Source organism: Streptoalloteichus tenebrarius, from assembly GCF_024171885.1.
In the GTDB taxonomy this organism is placed as follows: domain Bacteria; phylum Actinomycetota; class Actinomycetes; order Mycobacteriales; family Pseudonocardiaceae; genus Streptoalloteichus; species Streptoalloteichus tenebrarius.
Genome location: NZ_JAMTCP010000020.1, coordinates 30,118 through 48,509 on the forward strand (window position 1 = coordinate 30,118; position 18,392 = coordinate 48,509).

Annotated in this window: 15 protein-coding genes; 8 read left to right on the plus strand and 7 right to left on the minus strand. The window is 72.1% G+C overall.

All coding sequences use genetic code 11. From position 1 onward, the window contains the following. Window positions 1-21 precede the first annotated feature (21 nt). Genes LX15_RS17475 through LX15_RS17485 form a run of 3 tightly spaced genes read right to left on the minus strand, consistent with a single transcriptional unit; the run spans window position 22 to window position 5,162 of the window. Complete coding sequence (locus LX15_RS17475) at window positions 22-1,590, minus strand: MFS transporter (RefSeq protein WP_253670675.1); 1,569 nt, start codon at window positions 1,588-1,590, stop codon at window positions 22-24. A 12-nt stretch (window positions 1,591-1,602) separates the two neighbouring features. Continuing rightward, window positions 1,603-3,339 (minus strand): ABC transporter ATP-binding protein, encoded by a 1,737-nt coding sequence (locus LX15_RS17480; RefSeq protein ID WP_253670676.1) that lies wholly within the window; start codon window positions 3,337-3,339, stop codon window positions 1,603-1,605. Next, window positions 3,336-5,162: an ABC transporter ATP-binding protein gene (locus LX15_RS17485; protein ID WP_253670677.1), complete on the minus strand. Its 1,827-nt coding sequence runs from the start codon at window positions 5,160-5,162 to the stop codon at window positions 3,336-3,338. The genes LX15_RS17480 and LX15_RS17485 overlap by 4 nt, the downstream gene beginning before the upstream one ends. 224 nt (window positions 5,163-5,386) lie before the next feature. Between LX15_RS17485 and LX15_RS17490 the strand changes: the two genes are divergently transcribed. Then, window positions 5,387-6,214: an MBL fold metallo-hydrolase gene (locus LX15_RS17490; RefSeq protein WP_253670678.1), complete on the plus strand. Its 828-nt coding sequence runs from the start codon at window positions 5,387-5,389 to the stop codon at window positions 6,212-6,214. 74 nt (window positions 6,215-6,288) lie between these two features. Here LX15_RS17490 and LX15_RS17495 read toward each other — a convergent pair whose 3' ends face one another. After that, window positions 6,289-7,140, minus strand: a complete 852-nt coding sequence (locus LX15_RS17495; RefSeq protein ID WP_253670679.1) for an SDR family oxidoreductase — start codon at window positions 7,138-7,140, stop codon at window positions 6,289-6,291. A gap of 479 nt (window positions 7,141-7,619) precedes the next feature. Between LX15_RS17495 and LX15_RS17500 the strand changes: the two genes are divergently transcribed. From LX15_RS17500 to LX15_RS17520, 5 genes are all read left to right on the plus strand, one after another. Beyond that, on the plus strand, window positions 7,620-8,861 hold the full coding sequence (locus LX15_RS17500) for a type III PLP-dependent enzyme domain-containing protein (RefSeq protein WP_253670680.1): 1,242 nt from the start codon (window positions 7,620-7,622) through the stop codon (window positions 8,859-8,861). Continuing rightward, the gene (locus LX15_RS17505) at window positions 8,848-10,194 is read left to right on the plus strand and encodes a DUF3326 domain-containing protein (protein ID WP_253670681.1); all 1,347 of its coding nucleotides are present in this window, start codon (window positions 8,848-8,850) and stop codon (window positions 10,192-10,194) included. Before LX15_RS17500 ends, LX15_RS17505 begins: the two co-directional genes overlap by 14 nt. Window positions 10,195-10,237: 43 nt before the next feature. Then, window positions 10,238-11,542: an FAD-dependent oxidoreductase gene (locus tag LX15_RS17510; RefSeq protein ID WP_253670682.1), complete on the plus strand. Its 1,305-nt coding sequence runs from the start codon at window positions 10,238-10,240 to the stop codon at window positions 11,540-11,542. Continuing rightward, window positions 11,539-11,961 carry a VOC family protein gene (locus LX15_RS17515; RefSeq protein WP_253670683.1) on the plus strand — a complete coding sequence of 141 codons (423 nt, stop codon included), beginning with the start codon at window positions 11,539-11,541 and terminating at the stop codon, window positions 11,959-11,961. The genes LX15_RS17510 and LX15_RS17515 overlap by 4 nt, the downstream gene beginning before the upstream one ends. A 63-nt stretch (window positions 11,962-12,024) precedes the next feature. Then, a complete protein-coding gene (locus LX15_RS17520; RefSeq protein ID WP_253670684.1) occupies window positions 12,025-12,675 on the plus strand; it encodes a GNAT family N-acetyltransferase in 651 nt (216 codons plus the stop codon). A 68-nt stretch (window positions 12,676-12,743) separates the two neighbouring features. On the opposite strand, the gene LX15_RS17525 is transcribed toward LX15_RS17520, so the two are convergent. Genes LX15_RS17525 through LX15_RS17535 form a run of 3 tightly spaced genes read right to left on the minus strand, consistent with a single transcriptional unit; the run spans window position 12,744 to window position 15,345 of the window. Next, window positions 12,744-13,241, minus strand: coding sequence for a hypothetical protein (locus LX15_RS17525; protein WP_253670685.1), 498 nt, complete (start codon window positions 13,239-13,241; stop codon window positions 12,744-12,746). After that, window positions 13,238-14,674, minus strand: a complete 1,437-nt coding sequence (locus tag LX15_RS17530; RefSeq protein ID WP_253670686.1) for an ATP-binding protein — start codon at window positions 14,672-14,674, stop codon at window positions 13,238-13,240. Before LX15_RS17530 ends, LX15_RS17525 begins: the two co-directional genes overlap by 4 nt. After that, the gene (locus tag LX15_RS17535; RefSeq protein WP_253670687.1) at window positions 14,671-15,345 is read right to left on the minus strand and encodes a response regulator; all 675 of its coding nucleotides are present in this window, start codon (window positions 15,343-15,345) and stop codon (window positions 14,671-14,673) included. The genes LX15_RS17530 and LX15_RS17535 overlap by 4 nt, the downstream gene beginning before the upstream one ends. A 114-nt stretch (window positions 15,346-15,459) precedes the next feature. Between LX15_RS17535 and LX15_RS17540 the strand changes: the two genes are divergently transcribed. Further along, window positions 15,460-16,170 carry a polysaccharide deacetylase family protein gene (locus LX15_RS17540; protein ID WP_253670688.1) on the plus strand — a complete coding sequence of 237 codons (711 nt, stop codon included), beginning with the start codon at window positions 15,460-15,462 and terminating at the stop codon, window positions 16,168-16,170. A gap of 141 nt (window positions 16,171-16,311) precedes the next feature. Next, window positions 16,312-18,243: an SGNH/GDSL hydrolase family protein gene (locus LX15_RS17545; RefSeq protein WP_253670689.1), complete on the plus strand. Its 1,932-nt coding sequence runs from the start codon at window positions 16,312-16,314 to the stop codon at window positions 18,241-18,243. Window positions 18,244-18,392: the final 149 nt, after the last annotated feature.

Below are 18,392 nucleotides of genomic sequence, written 5' to 3' on the forward strand. Positions count from 1 at the left end.
ACCTTCCACAAGTGCCCAGGGTCAGGAGGCTGTGGTCTTCTCGGCTCCTGGGCCGGTGTTCCTGTCGCGGGAGGACGAGCCTCGGAGGAGCACGAGGACGAGGATCACCAGCGCGGCCACCAATGCGGCGCAGACGATGGCGACGACGTTGAGGCCACTGGTGAACGCCTCCTTGGCCGCGTGGAGGAGCTGGTCACCCTGCCCGCCTGGCAGGCGCGAGGAGACGGTGATCGCGTCGTTGAGGCTCTCCCGGGCGGACTCGACCGTCCCGCGCGGCAGCGTGCTCGGCGCGGACGCGGCCAGGTCGTGGCGGTAGGTGGCGGTGAGGACGGTGCCCATGACCGCGATCCCGAGCCCGACACCGAGCTTGGCGCAGGTCTGGGTCAGTGCCGCGGCCGCCCCGGCCTTCTCCGGCGGGGCCGCGCTCACCACGATGTCCGTGCCGAGCACGCCGATCGGCGTGCTGCCGAGCATGACCGCCACGGCGGCGGCCATCACCACCGCCATGCCCGTGTCCGGCTGGACCCGGGTCATCAGGAGGAAACCCAGCAACGACACCACCAGGCCGCCGACGAGGACGTGGGTGGGGCGCGCCCGGCGCGCGAGGAAGGGCACCGCGATGTTGCCGACCGCCGTGGCCGCCGTGACCAGGAGCATCCACAGGCCGGCGTGGAACGGGGAGGCTCCCCTGACCATCTGGAGAAGCTGCGGGTAGAGGAAGTTCACCCCGTTGAAGGTCGTCATCCCGACGACGATCAGGATCAGCGCGGTCGACAGGGACCGGTTGGCGAACAGCCGCACGTCGATCACCGGGTGGGGGATCCGCCGCTGTCGGCGGACGAACAGCACCCCGATGCCGACGCCGGCCAGGACGGCGAGCCAGGACGCCGGGGAGCCGTGGCCGACCGCGATCTCCTTGACGCCGTAGACCACCGGCAGGATGGCGCAGAGCGACAGCACGACACTGATCAGGTCGAGTCGGCCGGCCTCGGCGTCGCGGTACTCGGGCACCAGCACCGGCGCGACCACCAGGACCGCCGCCACCACCACCCCGACGAGGAACACCGAGCCCCACCAGAACCGCTCCAGCAGCAGGCCGCCGACCACGGGACCGGCGACCATGCCGCAGGTGAACGCGACCGACCAGATCGCGATGGCCAACGTGCGCTGCCTGGGATCGGAGAACATGGTCCTGACCAACGCCAGGGTGGACGGCATCACCATCGCCCCGGCCACGCCGAGCGCGGCACGCGCGCCGATGAGCATCGACGCGGAGGAGGAGTAGGCGCAGAGCAGCGACGCCGCGGCGAACAGCGCGACACCGACCATCAGCAGCCGGCGCCGGCCGAACCGGTCGCCGAGCGCACCCATGGGGACCAGGAAGCCGGCGATCACGAAACCGTAGACGTCCATGATCCACAAGGTTTCGGTGCCGCTCGGGTGGAGGTCGTTTCCGAGGTGGGGGACGGCCAGGTACAGCACGCTGGTGTCCATCGCCAGAACCACGAGCGGCAGGCCGAGCACGGCGAGCCCGAACCACTCCCGCAGGCCGGCCCGTCGTGCGGTGGCCGGCGCCGCGTGTGTCGTCATGGCGGTCCTTCCTCACGAGCTGATGCGCCAGCTTCGTGCGTTCTCGTACTGGTGGTAGATGCGGGCGAAGGTCCCGCCGGTGTCCCGGAGTTCGGCCGGGGTCCCGGTCTCCACGACGCGCCCCGCGTCGAGGGCGATCACCTGGTCGGCCGAGGTGAGCGTGGTGGGCCGGTGCGCGATCACGATGACGGTTCGCTCCGGGTCCTCGGCGAGGGCGGCGATCGCGTCGTTCACCGCGCTCTCGTTCTCGGGGTCGAGGGCCGAGGCGGCCTCGTCGACGAGCACGACGCGGGCCCGCTTGAGGAAGGCCCTGGCGATCGACACGCGTTGCCGCTCCCCGCCGGAGAGCTGGTGGCCGCCCTCGCCGACGCGCGTGCGCCAGCCGTCCGGCAGGCGGTCGAGGACCTCGTCGAGGCGGGCGGCCCGCGCCGCCGCCGCGAGGTCCGCGTCGGTCGCGTCGGGCCGGGCGACGCGCAGGTTCTCCTCGATGGTGGTGTCGAACAGGTACACGTCCTGGAAGACGATGGCGATCTCGCCGAGCAGCACGTCGTGGTCGAGGTCGCGCACGTCGACGCCACCGACCCTGACGCTGCCCGAGTCGACGTCGAAGAACCGGGCGATGAGGCGGATCACGGTGGTCTTGCCCGAACCAGACGGCCCGACGAGGGCGGTGGTCGTTCCGGGTCGGCAGCGGAACGAAACCCCGGACAGGGCGGGCCTGCCCCGCTCGTAGCGGAAGGTCACGTCCGAGAACTCGATGTCGGCCCGGTCGACGCGGCGCACCGGCCGCGCGGCTCTCGGCAGCGCCGGGACGTGCCGGACCTCCTCGACCCGGTCGGCGAGGTAGTCCATGGCCCCGATCCCGGAGGCGTGGTCGATCATGCCGCCGAGCGATTCGAGGAACCGCACGACCAGGACGAGCAGGGCCACCGTGTCCGGCGCCGAGAGCGTCCCCGTGAACAGGAACTGGAGCGCGAGGACGAGCACGAGCACGTACCCCGCCATGACGATGCCGCTGTAGGACAGGTCGGGGAACAGCATCCGGTCCAGCGCGCGAAGGCTCCGTCCACAGTGGTCGTCGAGCGCCGCCCGCATGCGCGCCCCGCCCGTGGACCCGTGGCCCGCCGCGCGCAACACCGGCTGGGCCTGGCCGAACTCGATCGTCCGGCCGGCGACCTCGTTCCCGGCCACCTCCATGTCGACGGAGACCTCCGCGACGATCCGCCGCGAGCGGCGGAGCGCGAGCACCGCGAGCGGCAGGGTCCCCAGGAGGACCAGCGCGAGGCGCCAGTCCACGGCGAACGTGACCGCCGTGACGGTCAGGGGCAGGACGACGCCGGTGATCGCCGGCCCGCCGACCAGGACCGTGAGCGGGGCGAGCGTGCCCACCACGCTGGTGACGGTGCGGGCGAACTCGGCCTTGCGCTCGGTGGTGAACCAGCCCAGCGGCAGCGTGGTCACCTGGCGCATCAGGTGGTGGCGCAGTTGCGCGGCCAGCTTCGTGCCCGCCCCGAACTCGACCGGCGTCGAGAGCACGAAGAGCACCTGGTGCAGCACGAGACCGACCGCGCCGGCGACCAGCCACGGGGTCGCGGCGGCGAAGTCGGGCTCGGGGCGCAGCAGCGCGCGCAGGATCGGCACCAGCAGACCGAGCAGCAGTCCCTGGAGGACGGCCAGGGCCGCCGTGAGCGACCAGATGCGGAGCAGGAGCCCGCGCTGCGGCCACAGACGGTAGATCTTGCGGATCACGCGTTGTCTCCGTTCCGCTGGGCGCGCCACATGCGGGCGTAGAGCCCGTTCCTGGCGAGGAGTTCCTGGTGGGTGCCCGTCTCCACCAGCCGGCCCCGGTCGAGGACGAGGATCTGGTCGGCGGCGGTGATGGTGTGCAGGCGGTGCGCGATCACCAGCACGGTCCTGCCCGCCACGAGTTCGGTGAGCGCCTGCTGGACGGCCGCTTCGCTGTCGGGGTCCAGCGAGGCGGTGGCCTCGTCGAGGATGACGATGGGGGCGCCCGACAGGATCGCCCTGGCGATCGTCAGCCGCTGTTGTTCGCCGCCGGACAGCCCGCTCTCGCCGGTGCCCAACATCGTGTCGTAGCCGTGGGGGAGGCGTTCGATGACGTCGTGGACCTGCGCGGCCTTGGCGGCCTGAAGGACTTCCTCGTGGGTGGCGTCGGGCCGGCCGATCCGGATGTTTTCCCTGACGGTGTCGCGTAGCAACACCACGTCCTGGAACACCAACGACATCGAGGAGAGCAACGTCGCCGAGGACATCTGGCGCACGTCGACGCCGCCGATGCGGATCGCGCCGCCGGTCACGTCGTAGAACCGCGGCACCAGGCTCGCCAACGTCGACTTGCCCGCACCCGAGGGACCCACGATGGCGGTCACCGTGCCGGGCTCGCAGACCGCGCTGATCTCCTCGACCGCGTTGCTCACCCCGTCGTAGGAGAACGTCACCCGGTCCAGCTCCACCCGGTGGCCGGTGGGGCGCCGCGGGTTGGCCGGCTCGGGCAGCGGCTCCTGCGCCAGCAGGCGCTCGATGCTTCCCGCCGCGACCCGTGCCATGCGCACGCCGTGCGCCCCGTGCAGAACCGGACCGAACGAGGTCGGCAGGCCGATGCCGACGACGAGGAACGGCAGCACGTCGGGAAAGCGGAGCCATCCAGCGCCGACGAAGCCCAGTCCGGCGGCGAGCACCACGGCGAGCACCGTCAGCTCCGAGCCGAGGGCCCGGTTCAGCATCGAACTCGCCCGCACTCCCGCCAGCCAGGCGTTGTGCGCCGCGACGTGCTCGCGCACGGCGTCGGCGAAGCGGTCGAGAACTCGTCCACCGCCGCCACCGCCGAACGTCTTGACCACGCTGATGCCGTCGACGTACTCGACGCTCGCGGCGCTGATCTGGCTCTCGGCGGCGAGCAGCCGGGGGATCTGGGCGGACAGTGACCGCATCCCCCACCGGTAGCTGAGGACCCCCAGCGCCGGCACCGCCAGCGTGACCAGCGCCATCCGCCAGTCCACGGACACCAGGTAGCCCACCCCGACCAGGATCGAGGTGACGGCCCCGACGAGCCCGCCGACGGCGTGCGCGACCAGCTCGTGCATCGCCTCCAGGTCCTCGTTCACCGCCTTCTTCACGCGGCCGGACCCCACGGCGCGGAACCACCCGAGCGGCACCACGCCCAGGTGCCGCACGATCCGCAGTCTGAGGTGGCGCACCAGTTGGGTGTCGGCCTTGTGGCCCACGTGGGTGGACAGTCCCAGCAGCAGCAGGCGCAGCCAGGCGCAGGCGGCCCCGGCGCCCGCCCATGCCCACACCGTCGCCGAGGCGGCCTCGGTCCCCTCGGTGACCAGCACCCGGCTGATCTCCGCGATCGCCACGAACGGCACGGCACCCGCGGCCGCCGCCACCGCGGAGAACGTCGCGCAGGCGATCAGGTGCGGCCAGACGGGGCGCAGCAGGCGCGCTGTGGCGCCGATGCCGATCAACTGGGGTACTTCCTCGTCGGGGGACTGTTTCCGCTGGTCGTCGACGGTGGGGGAGACGTCGGCCCTGGCCGTGTTCGTCGTCATGCGCCTTCCTCGCGTGCTGTCGGACCACGGACCGTCGGGGCCGTGCGACCGTTGATCGGAGGAGAACCTGACCGATGGTCAGTCATGTTATGAAAGCCTTACCTAAGCAGCAAGGGGGGTGTCACCGGTTCGGCCGAGGCCGGCCCCGTCCCACGCGCTCCGGGCGGTCGGTCCGGTGCGAGGTCCGTTGATCTCCAGTGCGCTTGAGGTCTGACGATGCTCGGATGAAGACATGGATCTGCGACGGCTGCGGACTGGAGCACCCCGAGTCGCCCGCGCCGCCCGAGGCCTGCGTCCTCAACCGGGGCGAGGTCGGCATCGAGGAGCGCGGCGACCTCGGGCCGCACGGCACCGGGTGGACCACCCACGAGGAACTGGCCGCGCGGCCGCACGAGGTGCTGCACCGCGACCACGGCCGCGACGTGCACAGCCTGCGCAGGGAGCCGAGATTCGCCATCGGCCACTGGTCGTTCCTCGCGCGCACCCCGCACGGCAACCTGCTGTGGGACCCGCCCGCCTACCTGGACGACGAGATCCTCGGCAAGGTGCGCGAGCTGGGCGGGGTCGCGGTGGTCGCCACCAGCCACCCGCACATGTTCGCCGCGCAGGTTTCGTGGAGCCACGCGTTCGGCGGCGTCCCGGTGCTGGTCAACGCCAACGACGAGGAGTGGGTGCCGCGCCCCGATCCCGTGATCCGGTACTGGCGGGACCAGGTGGAGCCGCTCCCCGGCATCCAGCTCGTCGAGGTCGGAGGGCACATGCGGGGCAGCTCGGTCGCCCGCACGAGCGACGGCACCCTGCTGGTCGGGGACACCGTCACCGGCGTGCCCGCCCACCCCGCGTGGGTGTCGTTCACCCGCAACTTCCCCAAGTTCGTGCCGCTCTCGCCCTCGGTGGTGCGCCGCATCGTCGACCGGCTGGACGCCTTCGAGTACGACCGGCTCTACACGCTCGGCGGCGACACCATCAACGAGAACGCGAAGCAGGTCGTGCGCCGCGCGGCCGAGAGACACATCCGCTGGGCCAGCGGCGAGTTCGACCATCTGACCTGAGCGCAGGTCACGCCGCGATCCCGCAACCGAACGAAGTCCGGCGGGCCGAAGGGCCTGACGCCCCTCTGGGGGTGTCAGGTCCGGCGCGCCGGTCCGTCTCGTGAGAAGGGTTCGCGCCCGGGCGGACACTCGGCCCGCCCTTCACCCTTCGGCCCGGATCTCGGCGTCGGGGCGTCCAGGGCGCATCGGGAGATTCCGCCGTCGACGAGCAGTTCCGCGCCGGTGGTGAAGGTCGCGTCGAAGGCGAGAAACAGCGCGGCGGCGGCGACCTCCTCCGCGGTGCCCGCACGGCCGAGCGGGGTCGTCTCGGCGCCCCGGCGCTCGAACTCCGCCCGGTACTCCTCGGGCAGGTCCGGGTTCGCGGTGGTCGACTCGACATAGCCCGGCGCCACGCAGTTGACCCTGATCCTCCTGGGGAGGAACTCGGCGGCGAACACCTTGGCGAATCCCCGGAGGGCCTCCTTGCTTCCGGAGTAGACACTGGTGCCGGGGTAGCCGAGGTCGTGGGCCGCGGTCATGAGGATGATCGCGCCGCCGTCCCGGACGAGCGGGGCCAGGCGTCGCACCGTGAAGTAGGCGCCCTTGGTGTTGATGGCGAAGTGCCGGTCGTAGCTCGCCTCGGTCACCCGCTCCAGGAGCTGTTCCGGCTCGAAGACGCCGTGGTTGACGAAGACGGCGTCGAGCTGCCCGAACACGCGCTGGACGAGCGCCCCGAGCGTGTCGATGTCGTCCATGCTCGTCGCGTCGAACCGCACCACGTGCGCCGCCGGTGATCCCAGCCTGGTCCTGGCGTCCCGCATCCTCCCCTCGTCACGCCCCGTGAGGATGACGTCGGCGCCCCTGGCGAGCAGCAGCTCGGCCATGGCCAGGCCGATGGTGCCGGTTCCGCCCGTGATGACGGCCTTCTTCCCCTCGTGGGACAGCATGGGGGCTCCTGAGCTGGGACCGATTCCGGGTGGGCCGTGAGTGAGGAGTCGGCCTCTCCGTGTCCTTGGTCTACCCACCGGCCTCGGCCTCGGAGACCCCTGCTCGGGTGACAGCGACGGTCGTCGTGGTCGTCCACCCTCGTGGGCCCCCGAAAGGGTGAAAAGCGCGGGAAGGTTGTCACCAGAAGCGGGGGTTTCTCGGGGTCTTTCCCGGGTGCTGTACCGCCTTCGCGTGGCCTGTCGCATAGTGAGATGGCGCAAGAGGTCACCGAACGCGGGCGTAGTCCGTCGTGCGTGGCCGCGCGATGCCAGTGTCAGAAGATTGCGCCAGGACAGGGTGTGCCGGGCCGCGCACTCTCCGCCCCGAGAACCGTGGATCCCACGGGAGGTCAGGCGGAGGCGGTGGCCGCAGCACCGCACCGCGAACGAGCAGTGGTCCGGGCCGAGGCCACCCCGCTGCTCGACCAAGGAACTCCCACATGTTCTCGATCGGTAGCAGCGAGCAGCAGCGCTTCCAGGACATCCGACTGTGCCTGGAGCGGGACGTCGTGCCGAGGCTCGGCGAGATCCGCACACCCGCGCTCCTCTACCTCGACGCCGTGCTGCACGCGAACGTGGACGAGTACCTCGACTTCCTCGCTCCGCTCCAGGTCGACCTGCTGTACTCGGTGAAACCCTGCACGCTCGACTTCGTCGTCACCCAGCTCGCCGGCCGCACGGCAGGGTTCGACGCGTGCACGACAGCCGAGGCCCGCCTCGTGCGCGAGATCCTCGGTCCCGGCGCGAAGCCCGTTCATCTCACCGGGCTCGGCGTCTCCCAGCAGACCTGGCCCGAGGTGGCGGCCGTGGCGGACTACGTCAACGTCAACTCACTGTCCACTCTCGACCGTGTCCGATCCGTCCACAAAGGACTGAAGCCCCGGGTCGGCCTGCGGGTCAACCCCAAGTTCTCCACCGCCAAGGACCTCCGGTACGACCCGGCTCGACCCGGGTCGAAGCTCGGTGTGCCCCCAGGCCTCTTCGAGCGATGGGTCGTCGAGGACGGAGGGCGGGGAGTCTCCGGCCTGCACTTCCACATCGCCTGCGAGTCCTCCAGCCTCGGCGCGGTCGTGTCCAGTCTGGACTGGTTGACCACCGTGGCCGCGCCGCTGCTGCCCCGGCTGGAGTACCTCAACGTCGGGGGAGGCTGGCTGCGCCCCGGTGTCGTGGACGGACGCGAGGACTTCGCGGAGATGACGCGCGGGGTCCGCGCGCTGGGGGTGCCGACGATCCTCACCGAACCGGGGACCGGCGTGGTCCGGGACGCCGGCGTCCTGGCGACCCGGGTGCTCGACGTGATCGACACGGACGACGTCACGGTCGCGGTCGTCGACACGACGGTGGGGCACGCGCCGGAGGTGTTCGAGTACGCGTGGGCGCCCGAGGTCCACGCGCCCGGCAACGAGCCGAGCCCCGAGTCCGGCCGGGAGTACGAGATCGCGGGATGCTCGCCCCTGGCCGGCGACGTGTTCGGCCGGTACCGGTTCCGCGACCCGCTGCGCGTGGGGCAGCCGCTGTTCTTCCTCCAGCTCGGCGCCTACGCCCAGGCCCGGTGGTCGTCCTTCACCGGACTGCCCTGGCCCTCGGTCCACCGCCTGACCCGCACCGGCGAGCTGCTGACCGCCCAGGGCTCCAGCGACCTCGCCTACCGCAGTCTCTGGAGGAGCCATGGGCAGCGTTGAACACCGCCTGGTCGACGTCGCGCGCCCGGCACAGCCCCTGACCTGGCCGACGGTGGCCGGGCTGCTGGCTCCGCATTCCACCGAGGACGAGTTCCCGCTGCGCCTGGCCCTCGTCGCCGCCGACGACGCGCGGCTGCGGTTCGAGATGTCGGTCCTGAAGGGAGTCGGCGGGCGAGGGCAGCGCTGGGGCTCGCTGTGGGAGTTCCGCCCCCGCCGCCCCCAGCGGACGGGGCGGTTCGTCGCCGTCCAGGTCGTCCCGACGGGGGTTCGCGCGGAGATCGGCGGGTTCTCCGGCGACGCCACCCCGGCGACGAACCTCCTCGCCGCCGTGTGCGACTACGTCCTGACCCACCCCAACTGCGTCACCGCCTCCGACCTGTACTGGGCGCGCGACAACGTCCTGTACCTGGAGGGCAACCTGCTCAGCCGGTTCCTCACGGGCATGATCCACCTGCTTCCCCGGCAGACGCGCCGCCTCGGCCTCCTGGTCGACTCCCCGAGGGGCGAGGACCTGCTCAACAACGTCCTCAACGCCGTCAACGCCGCCAGGGCGGTGGGCGGACTGGAGCTGGGGCCGGTGTGGGTGTGCGGGAAACCGCTCCGCGCGAGCGTGTTCTACAGCGACTCCGGGCGCGCCCTCGGCGACGTCACCAACCTCGGGGAGATCCTCGACCTCGCCTCGCAGGCGGCCCGCTCGGTGGACGCCCTCGCGATCACCAGTGAGATCGCGGTCGACCCTGGCCTGCGCGCCGACTACTACGCGGGCAAGGAGGTCCCCAACCCGTGGGGCGGTGTGGAGGCGCTGCTCACCCACGCCGTGACCACCGTCGTCGGCCTTCCCGCCGCGCACGCGCCCATGCTCACGCTCTGGGAGGAACTCAGGGTCGAGGGTCCGGTGGACCCGCGCGACGCCGCCGAGGTCATCTCCATGACCTTCCTCGTCTCGGTCCTGCGCGGCCTCGCCGCCGCGCCCCAGCCCGTCGCGGCGGACGCGCCGGTCGTCCCCGGCGACACCCGCCTCACCGCCGAGGACGTCGGCGCGGTGGTCCTCCCCGCCTCCGCCGTCGGCGGCGTCCCCGCGTTCGCCGCGCTCGCGCAGGGCATTCCGCTGGTCCTGGTGACGGAGAACGAGACGATCAGCGAACTGCGGCCCGAGGACCTCGTTCCGCCGGGCGACGGCGTGCGGCCGGAGATCCACGTGGTCGGCAACTACCTGGAGGCGGCGGGCGTCCTGGTCTCGCTCAGGGAGCGGCTGAGCCTGGAGAGCCTCCGCCGGCCGATTCCCAGGGCCGAACCACTCCAGCTCCCGGGAGGGCCGGCGGCCGATGAGTGAACGCTCGACGTTTCCCGCACGAGAACCGGTGACGGTGCGAGACGTGCGACGGGTGGCGGTCGTGGGGGCTGGTGTCGCCGGGATCGCGGCCGCGTACCGGCTGTGCCGCACCCCGAACACCGGCGTGGACGTCACGCTGTTCGAGCGGGCCGCCGATCTCGGGGGCGACGCCCGCACGATCTCCGTGGAGGACGGCGACGGCGCGCTCGCGGTCGACATCGGGGTCTTCGCGTTCCAGGAGACCCTCTTCCCGAGGTTCGCGGCCTTTCTCACCGAGCTGGGCGTCGCCAGCAGGCCCTACCGGGAACGGCCGTGCTTCTTCGACGCCGACACGGGGGACACCTACACCCCGGCGGGTTACGACTTCCTCGACGGCGAACCGCCGAGCGGGACGAGCGCGGAGTTCACGGCCCTGCACCACCAGGCGCGTCGGTTCCGGGTCGAGGGCGCCTCCCACCCCGCGCTGACCGAGCCCGATCTGTCACTGGGCGAGTACGCCGAGCACACCGGTCTCGGCCCCGACTTTCGCCACAGTTTCGTCGTCCAGCTCGCCTCCGCGCAGTGGAACCTGCCCTCCGCCACGGTGTTGGGCCTGCCCGCGCGCAGCGTCCTGTGCCTGATGACCGAGGACGGCCCCGGCGCCGCCGCCGTGCCCTGGCGCACCATCGAAGGTGGGACGGCGACTTACCTGCGCCGGGTCCGCGCCGTGCTCTTGGGCCAGGGATGCCATATCCGCACGACCAGGGTCACGGGCGTGGCGGAGCGGGCGGACGGCGTCCGGCTGCGCACGCACGACAAATCAGAATCCTTCGACCACGTGATCATCGCGACCCACGCCGACGAGGCGCTGTCCCTCCTCGAACGGCCCAGCCCCCTCCAACGCGGGCTCGCGGCCGTCCCGTATCACGCGTGCACGTTGCTCCTGCACCGGGACCCGGTGGTCATGGCCCCCGACCGGCATCGCTGGGGCACCTCCAACTTCGGTCGCACCAGGCGTTTCGGCGACCTCCGGACCTGGCACACGACCTACGTCAACCAGACCCAGGGCCTTCGGAGCACGCGGGACTACTTCCGCACCCCGGACAGCCCCCTGCCCATCCGGGACGACCTGGTCGTGGCCGAGACACACTTCCGGCATCCCGTGTTCGTCGCGGAGGCGATCCACCTCCAGCACGGGATCATGGCGCTGAACACCGAGGGGCGCGTCAGCGTCGCCGGCGCCTACGTCCAGACGCCGCCCCTCGGACCTGACAGCCTCGGGCTGCACGAGGCCGCCTTCACGTCCGGAGTGGCGGCGGCGGAAACACTTCTCGCACACCACGAACCCGTTCCGGGGGTGTCGTCATGACCTTCGCCCGACCCATGATCATGATCTACACCGACGATCTCCACCGCCTCGCGGACTTCTACACGGAGGTCTTCGGATTTCACCAGAAGTGGCGGTGGCCCCAGGAGCCGGAACCGGCGGAGCTGATCCAACTGGTCCACGGCGAGGACCAGGTCTGGCTGTCCCTGCCGAACGATCCCCTGCACGGCCGACAGCCCGTCACCTCCGGCGAGCACGAGGCCTCGTTCGTGCTGTGCCTGGAGACCGACGACGTCGACCGCACGGTCGATCGGCTTCGCGCCGACGGCCTGCCCGTCCTCTATGGACCCGCCGACCACCCCTCGGGGGAACGTCTCGCCTACGTGGCCGATCCCGACGGACGACCGGTGATGCTCTACCACGAGATCACCTCCGGAGGTGCCGACACGAGAACCGAGTGAACGCTGCCGGCTCCCGACTCAGGAGCGGGGGCCCACGACCGGCCTGAGTGGACGGAGGGCCAGGTGAGCCAGTACACGATCCGCCGGGTGGACGGGTCCGACAGGCGAACCCTCGACCAGATCATGCGCCTGTTCGACCAGCAGTTGGGTCTGGGAACCGGCCCCGGCACCCGCGCCCAGATGCTCCAGGATCTGGCGGACCCCGCGTTCGCCGCGTTCGCCGCCCACTCGGTGCCACCGGGCACGGTGCTGGGCGCCGCCTCCGTCCGCCTCCTGACCGCCGAGGGATACCGGCGGTTGGCCGCGACCCTGCCCCCTGACACGCTGCCCGCGTGGGACGACAGTGGTCGCCCCGGTCTGCTGGACCTCATCGCCGTCGACCCCGCGCACCGCGGTCATCGCGTCGGAAAACGCCTGCTGGACAGCCTGCTGGGCTGGCTACGAGGCCAGGGGTGCCGTGACGTCTACGTCCTGCACTGGCCGTCCTTCCCCGGCGCCAGCAGCAAACCGCTGCTCCTCTCGGCGGGCTTCACCGTTGTCCGCTCCCTACCCGGTTACTGGTCGTCGGATCCGATGGATGCCGGCTCCCGATGCCTGCGGTGCGGCAGGCCCTGCCACTGCACGGCCGACCTTCTGCACCTTCCTCTCACGCCGTCGTCGACCGGCCGGACGACGATCGGGTCCCACGAGGAGGTGTCGGAGAGCAGTCCCTGAAGGGCGGAAAGACAGTCCACAGAGGACAGTGGAGGTGCGGTGCCGCCGCTGACGTGGCGCATGCGCGGTCAGCCGGGGAGGACGGGGCAGCTCCGCGGTTCCGACTCCCCATCGGTGAAACCGAGGATCACGTGCGTGTCCCTGACACCGCCCCCGCTGAGGAGATGGACGGCGAGCGCCGTGCAGACGACCTGGTCCGCCCCCTTGGCGGGCAGCTCGCGACTGGCGAACGGGAGAATGACCACGATGTCCCGCTCCCTGCGGTACACGACCGACCGCAACACCTCCTGGCGGGGAATCTCGGTGCGCAGACCGGCGTCGCGTTCGATGGGGGAGGGCCCGGTCATGAGCAGCTCCACCGCGCCCCGGATGTCACCGAGCCGGCCGGTCGCCCTCGGGGAGGCGCGAAGCGCGCCGGCGCTGTCGAGGAAGTAGAGCGGCGCACCGGTGGCGACACCGGCCGGCGCGTCGCCACCGTCGGCGACCCCGGTCGGGCCGAGCGCGCCGCACCCCGCCACGAGCAGGGACAACAGGACCAGCACCGCGTGCCGCGGCCACCGGGTCACTGGTCCTCCTCCGCGCGTCGCCGAGGCAGGCGCACCACGAACCGCGCGCCGCCGCCCGGCGCGTTCCCCGCCTCGATGTCCCCGCCGTGCAGCCTGGCGTTCTCCCTGGCGATCGCCAGGCCCAGCCCGCTGCCCTCCGAGCGCGCCCGCGCCTGGTCGGCCTTGGTGAAACGCTCGAAGACCCGCTCGGCGAGGTCCCCGGGCAGCCCAGGGCCGTGGTCGGTCACCTCGACCACGACCCACGGCTCCTCCGCCCGCACCCGCACGACGACCGGCGGCGCGCCGTGCCGGAGGGCGTTGCCGACGAGGTTGGCGACGACGACGTCGAGGCGTCGCCGGTCCACTGGCGCGGTGACACCCTCGGGAGCGTCCAGGTCGACCTCGTCCCGCCACCCCCTGGCCTCCAGGCAGTCCAGCACGGCCCGGCGCAGGTCCGTCTCCTCCACCCGGAGCCGGACCACGCCCGCGTCGAACCGGGAGACCTCGATGAGGTCCTCCACCAGCCGGGTCAGCTTGCGGGTCTCCTCCACCGCCAGCGCCGTGGACGCGCGCGCGTCCGGCGGCATCCGGTCGACCTCGGACTCCAGCACCTCGACCACGGCGGTGAGCGTGGTGAGCGGCGTGCGCAGCTCGTGGGAGACGTCGGCGACGAACCGGCGGGCGTCGGCCTCCATCCGCTGGTGGCGGGCCACGAGCCGCTCCAGCGCCTCGGCGGTCTGGTTGAACGTGGCGGTCAGCTCCGCCAGCTCGTCGACACCGCGTGGTCGCTGGCGCGCGCCGAGGTCGCCCTCGGCCAGCCGGCGCGCGGTGTCGCGCAGCTCGCGCACCGGGCGGAGGACGCCGCGCGCGGCCAGGAGGGCGATCAGGACCGCGAGGGGCAGCGCCGCCGCGCTGGTCAGCGCGGCCGACCGCGCCAGCGCGTCGATCTGCCGCTGGGTCGGGGCCAGGTCGTGCACGAGGTAGACCTCGATGCCGGACGGCCGTCGGGCGCCGTCCATGCCGATCATCAACACCGGGGCGCCGACGAGCAGCTTCGGCCCGGTGTCCGAGGCGACGCGTTGCACGACGAGGCGGTTCCGCTCCCGCACGGCGGCGCGGATCTCGGGCGTGAGGGGGTGGACCTCGGGCTCGGACGAGGACCGCGACCCGCCGTAGGTCACCAGGGCCTGTCCGCCCACGACCGCCCGCAGCCGGTCCAGGGCCGCCTGGTCCGGCGGGTACGCCGTGTCGGGGGCCACGGCGGCGAGCTGACGCCGCGTGCTCTCGGTGACCCTGGTCTGGGTCTCGGCGACCAGCGACTCGCTGGCCGAGACGTAGCTCGCCCACGCCGCGATCCCAGCCCCGAGAACCGTCACCGTGACGAAGGCGAGGACCAGGCGGGGCCGCAGCCCCCGCAGCCCCGGTGGCACGAGCTGGCGCCGTCGGGCGGTCATACCGGCCCGAAGCGGTAGCCGAAGCCCCGCACGGTCTGCACGAACACCGGCCGCGCCGGATCGCTCTCGATCTTGGCGCGCAGCCGCTGCACGCAGTTGTCCACCAGCCGCGAGTCCCCGAGGTAGTCGTGTTCCCACACCGCGCGCAGGAGTTGCTGCCGGCTGAGCACCTGGCCGGGGCTCTGGGACAGCTCCAGCAGGAGGCGCAGCTCCGTCGGGGTGAGCGAGACCGGCCGGCCGTTCCTGGCGACGGTGAGCGCGGCGCGGTCGATGACCAGGTCCCGGTAGGTCTCCACGGGCCGCTGCTGGGGAGTGCCCCGACGCAGCACCGCCCTGATCCGGGCGTCCAGCACGCGCGGGCGCACCGGCTTGGTGACGTAGTCGTCGGCGCCGGCCTCCAGTCCGCCCACCACGTCGAGGTCGTCACCGCGCGCGGTGAGCATGACGACGGGCACGTCCCCCTCGGCCCGGATGCGACGGCAGACCTCGAACCCGTCCATCCCGGGCAGCATGAGGTCCAGCACCACGATGTCCGGGCGCTCGGCGCGCAGCACCGCGAGTCCGTCCTCTCCGGACGCGGCTTCGACGATGTCGTGCCCGTGCCGGCCCAGCGCCAGGGAGAGGGCACGGCGCACGGACTCGTCATCCTCCACCAACAACACCCGGGCCACGGGGCCCATCGTAGGTGCGGCACACCCCGCCTCCCCGTCGATCACGCGGCTTTGCGACACAACTCGGACATTGCGCGGGTCCTATCGGGACACATCACGGGGAGCGTCGGGGACATGTCTGCTCCCCGCGTCGCTCGCACCGTCCGAAACCGGCTCCTGCCACTGATCGCGGCCGTGGTCGCAGCCACGTCCGGCTGCCACGCGGCGGCGTCGTGGGCCGGCTCGCCGTCCCCGTGGGACGACCACCCCGCCCAGGGCGCGGGGCACGCCAAGGAGATCTACCTGACCTTCGACGACGGCCCCGGCACGGAGACGGGCCAGATCCTCGACATCCTCAGGGAGAACAACGCCAAGGCCGTCTTCTTCGCCATCGGCCAGAACCTGGACGCCCACCACGACCTCGCCCGCCGCGTGATCAACGAGGGCCACGTCGTCGCCAGCCACACCTGGAGCCACCAGAACCTGACCAGGGTCGACGCCGGGCAGGGTGACGCCGAGATCGACCGCGCCGGCGAGGCGCTGCGGCGGGTCGGCTCGACGAGTCGCTGCCTGCGACCGCCGGAGGGCGCGACCAACGACGCCGTGAAGGCCCGGCTGCGGGCCAAAGGACTGCGCCCGGTGCTGTGGAACGTCGACACCGAGGACTGGAAGCGGCCAGGAGCCGACGTGATCGCCGACCGGTTGGTCTCCCGGGTGCGGCCCGGCATGGTGGTGCTCCTGCACGACGGCGGGGGCGACCGCTCCCAGACGGTCCAGGCGCTGCGCACGGCCCTGCCCGCCCTCGCCGCGCAGGGCTACGCGTTCCGCGCCGTTCCCGGCTGCTGACGGCGCTGACGGTGTTGCCATGTTGTCGGCGTTGCCAGTGTTGCCGGTGTTGCCGGTGTTGATCTCAGTGGACCGGACCGCGACAGACCCGGGACATTCCTCGGACGAGAGCGGTACGTCCACACCGCAGGGTGGGATAACGTGAAAACAGCGAGCCAACCACAACAACCCGGGGACGCGACCGTCCACAAGGGATCGTCAGCCAGCTCCGCTGGCACGCGACGGAAGCACATCGCGGCACTGGACGGGCTGCGCGGTGTCGCGATCATCGGCGTGCTGCTGTTCCACGCGGGACATCTGCGGGGCGGGTTCCTCGGCGTGGACCTCTTCTTCGCCCTGTCCGGATACCTGATCACCGACCTGCTCCTGCGCGAGGTCGCCGCGACCGGAACCGTCTCCCTGCCCTCGTTCTGGGCCCGCCGCCTCCGGCGCCTGCTCCCCGCGCTCGCGGTGGTGCTCGTGGGCACGACGCTGCTCGTGTGGGCGCTGGGCACGCCGGCTGAACGGAGCCTGGCGCTGTCGGACGGCCCCTGGGTGCAGGCGAACCTGGTGAACTGGCACCTGATCGCCGAGTCCGCCGGCTACTGGGACCGCTTCGGCCCGGCGCGCGTCTTCGGACACCTGTGGAGCATCGCGATCGAGGAGCAGTTCTACCTCGTCTGGCCCGTGGTGCTGGTGCTCCTCGCCCGCGGCCGACGGGCGCTCGGCACGCGCCTCGCGCTCGTGGCCGGGTTGGCCTCGGTGGTCTCGCTGGCGCTCATGGCGCTGCTCGTGAACCCGGCCGATCCCACGCGGGTCTACACGGGCACGGACACCCGCGCCTTCTCCCTGTTGCTGGGCGCGTTGGCGGCGAGCCCGCCCGTCCGACAGTGGATCTCCTTCCTGCGCGGACGGGCGAACCTGGTGCTGGTGCCGCTGCTCGTCGGCCTGCTCCTCTCGTGGTTCGTCGTCGACGGGACCGGATCGGCCTCGTTGTTCCAGGGCGGCCTGTTCCTGCACTCGCTGGTGTCCGCGTTGGTGGTCGCCCTCTGCGCGCAGGCCCCGGACGCCCCCGTGTCCCGTCTCCTCGGCGTGTCGCCGGTGCGCTGGATCGGCGAGATCTCCTACAGCCTCTACCTCTGGCACTGGCCGATCTTCGTGTTGTTGACCGAGGACCGGCTCGGGTTCGGCGGCTGGCCGAGGACGGCGGTCCTGCTGGCGGTGTCCCTGGTGGCCGCCGCCGTGTCGAAGCGGGTCGTGGAGGACCCGATCCGGTTCCGCGCGGCCTGGGCCAGGGGGCGCTCCGGCCTGGCCGCCCTCACGGCCGTGATGGTGGCGCTCGCCGCCCTGTGGGTCGCCGTGCCCCGGCCGTCCGCGTCCGCGATCGACACGTCCGCGCTCGGTTCGACGGCGACCCGCGGCCGGCCCGGCTCCGGCCCGTCCAAGGCGCTCCTGCTCGGCGACTCGATCGCCGAGGCCGAGGAACCCGCGCTCACGGCGGCGATGCGGGCCAGCGGCGTGACCCTGGAGTCGGCCGCCGCGGCCGGCGGCGGTGGCGTCGTGGGGCCGATCGCCGGGATGACCTGGGAGACCCTGCCCGGCCAGCTCTCCTCGTCACGGCCCGACCTCGTCGTCTATCAGATCACCACCTATGACTGGGGCGCCGAGGCCGAGCAACGCGCCGGCTACGAGCGGCTGGTCAGGGCCGTGAGCGACGTGGGGGCCACCCTCGTCTTCGTCACCCACCCGCCGATCAGGGAGGGCGAGTCGTTCTACGCCCCGCACCTGGCCGAGCTGAACCGGGCGCCCGCGGTCGCCCGCCAGGTCGCCGCGTCCTCGGGCGGCAGGGCGCACTTCCTGGACGCCTCGGCCGTGTGGGGCACGCGCTTCCAACTCGACGGCAACGGCGACGGCAAGCCGGAGCGGAGCAAGGACGGCATCCACGTCTGCCCGATGGGAGCGGCGTCCTTCGCCTCCTGGCTGATGAACGAGCTGACGCGGATCACTCCCGGTCTCACCCCCGCTCCGGCCTCCGCGTGGGCGAACACCGGATGGGCCGACGACGCGCGTTTCGGCAAACTCAGTTGCTCCTGACGGGACGCCGTCCCGGCCAGGCACGACCCCGGCACGCGCTGAGGGCCTCGCCGGCCCTCTCTCCCGCTCGGGTGGTCGCTTCCGGACCCGCGCCGGAAGCGACCACCCGGCGGCGTGTCTCGATGCCGCCCGACGACGACCACCAAGGA

What these genes read in the sequence shown, in the direction of transcription:
- LX15_RS17530 (WP_253670686.1), bottom strand. Translation starts at nt 14,674, where the DNA reads ATGACCGCCCGACGGCGCCAGCTCGTGCCACCGGGGCTGCGGGGGCTG.
- LX15_RS17495 (WP_253670679.1), bottom strand. Translation starts at nt 7,140, where the DNA reads ATGCTGTCCCACGAGGGGAAGAAGGCCGTCATCACGGGCGGAACCGGC.
- LX15_RS17485 (WP_253670677.1), bottom strand. Translation starts at nt 5,162, where the DNA reads ATGACGACGAACACGGCCAGGGCCGACGTCTCCCCCACCGTCGACGAC.
- LX15_RS17475 (WP_253670675.1), bottom strand. Translation starts at nt 1,590, where the DNA reads ATGACGACACACGCGGCGCCGGCCACCGCACGACGGGCCGGCCTGCGG.
- LX15_RS17505 (WP_253670681.1), top strand. Translation starts at nt 8,848, where the DNA reads ATGGGCAGCGTTGAACACCGCCTGGTCGACGTCGCGCGCCCGGCACAG.
- LX15_RS17500 (WP_253670680.1), top strand. Translation starts at nt 7,620, where the DNA reads ATGTTCTCGATCGGTAGCAGCGAGCAGCAGCGCTTCCAGGACATCCGA.
- LX15_RS17515 (WP_253670683.1), top strand. Translation starts at nt 11,539, where the DNA reads ATGACCTTCGCCCGACCCATGATCATGATCTACACCGACGATCTCCAC.
- LX15_RS17540 (WP_253670688.1), top strand. Translation starts at nt 15,460, where the DNA reads ATGTCTGCTCCCCGCGTCGCTCGCACCGTCCGAAACCGGCTCCTGCCA.
- LX15_RS17490 (WP_253670678.1), top strand. Translation starts at nt 5,387, where the DNA reads ATGAAGACATGGATCTGCGACGGCTGCGGACTGGAGCACCCCGAGTCG.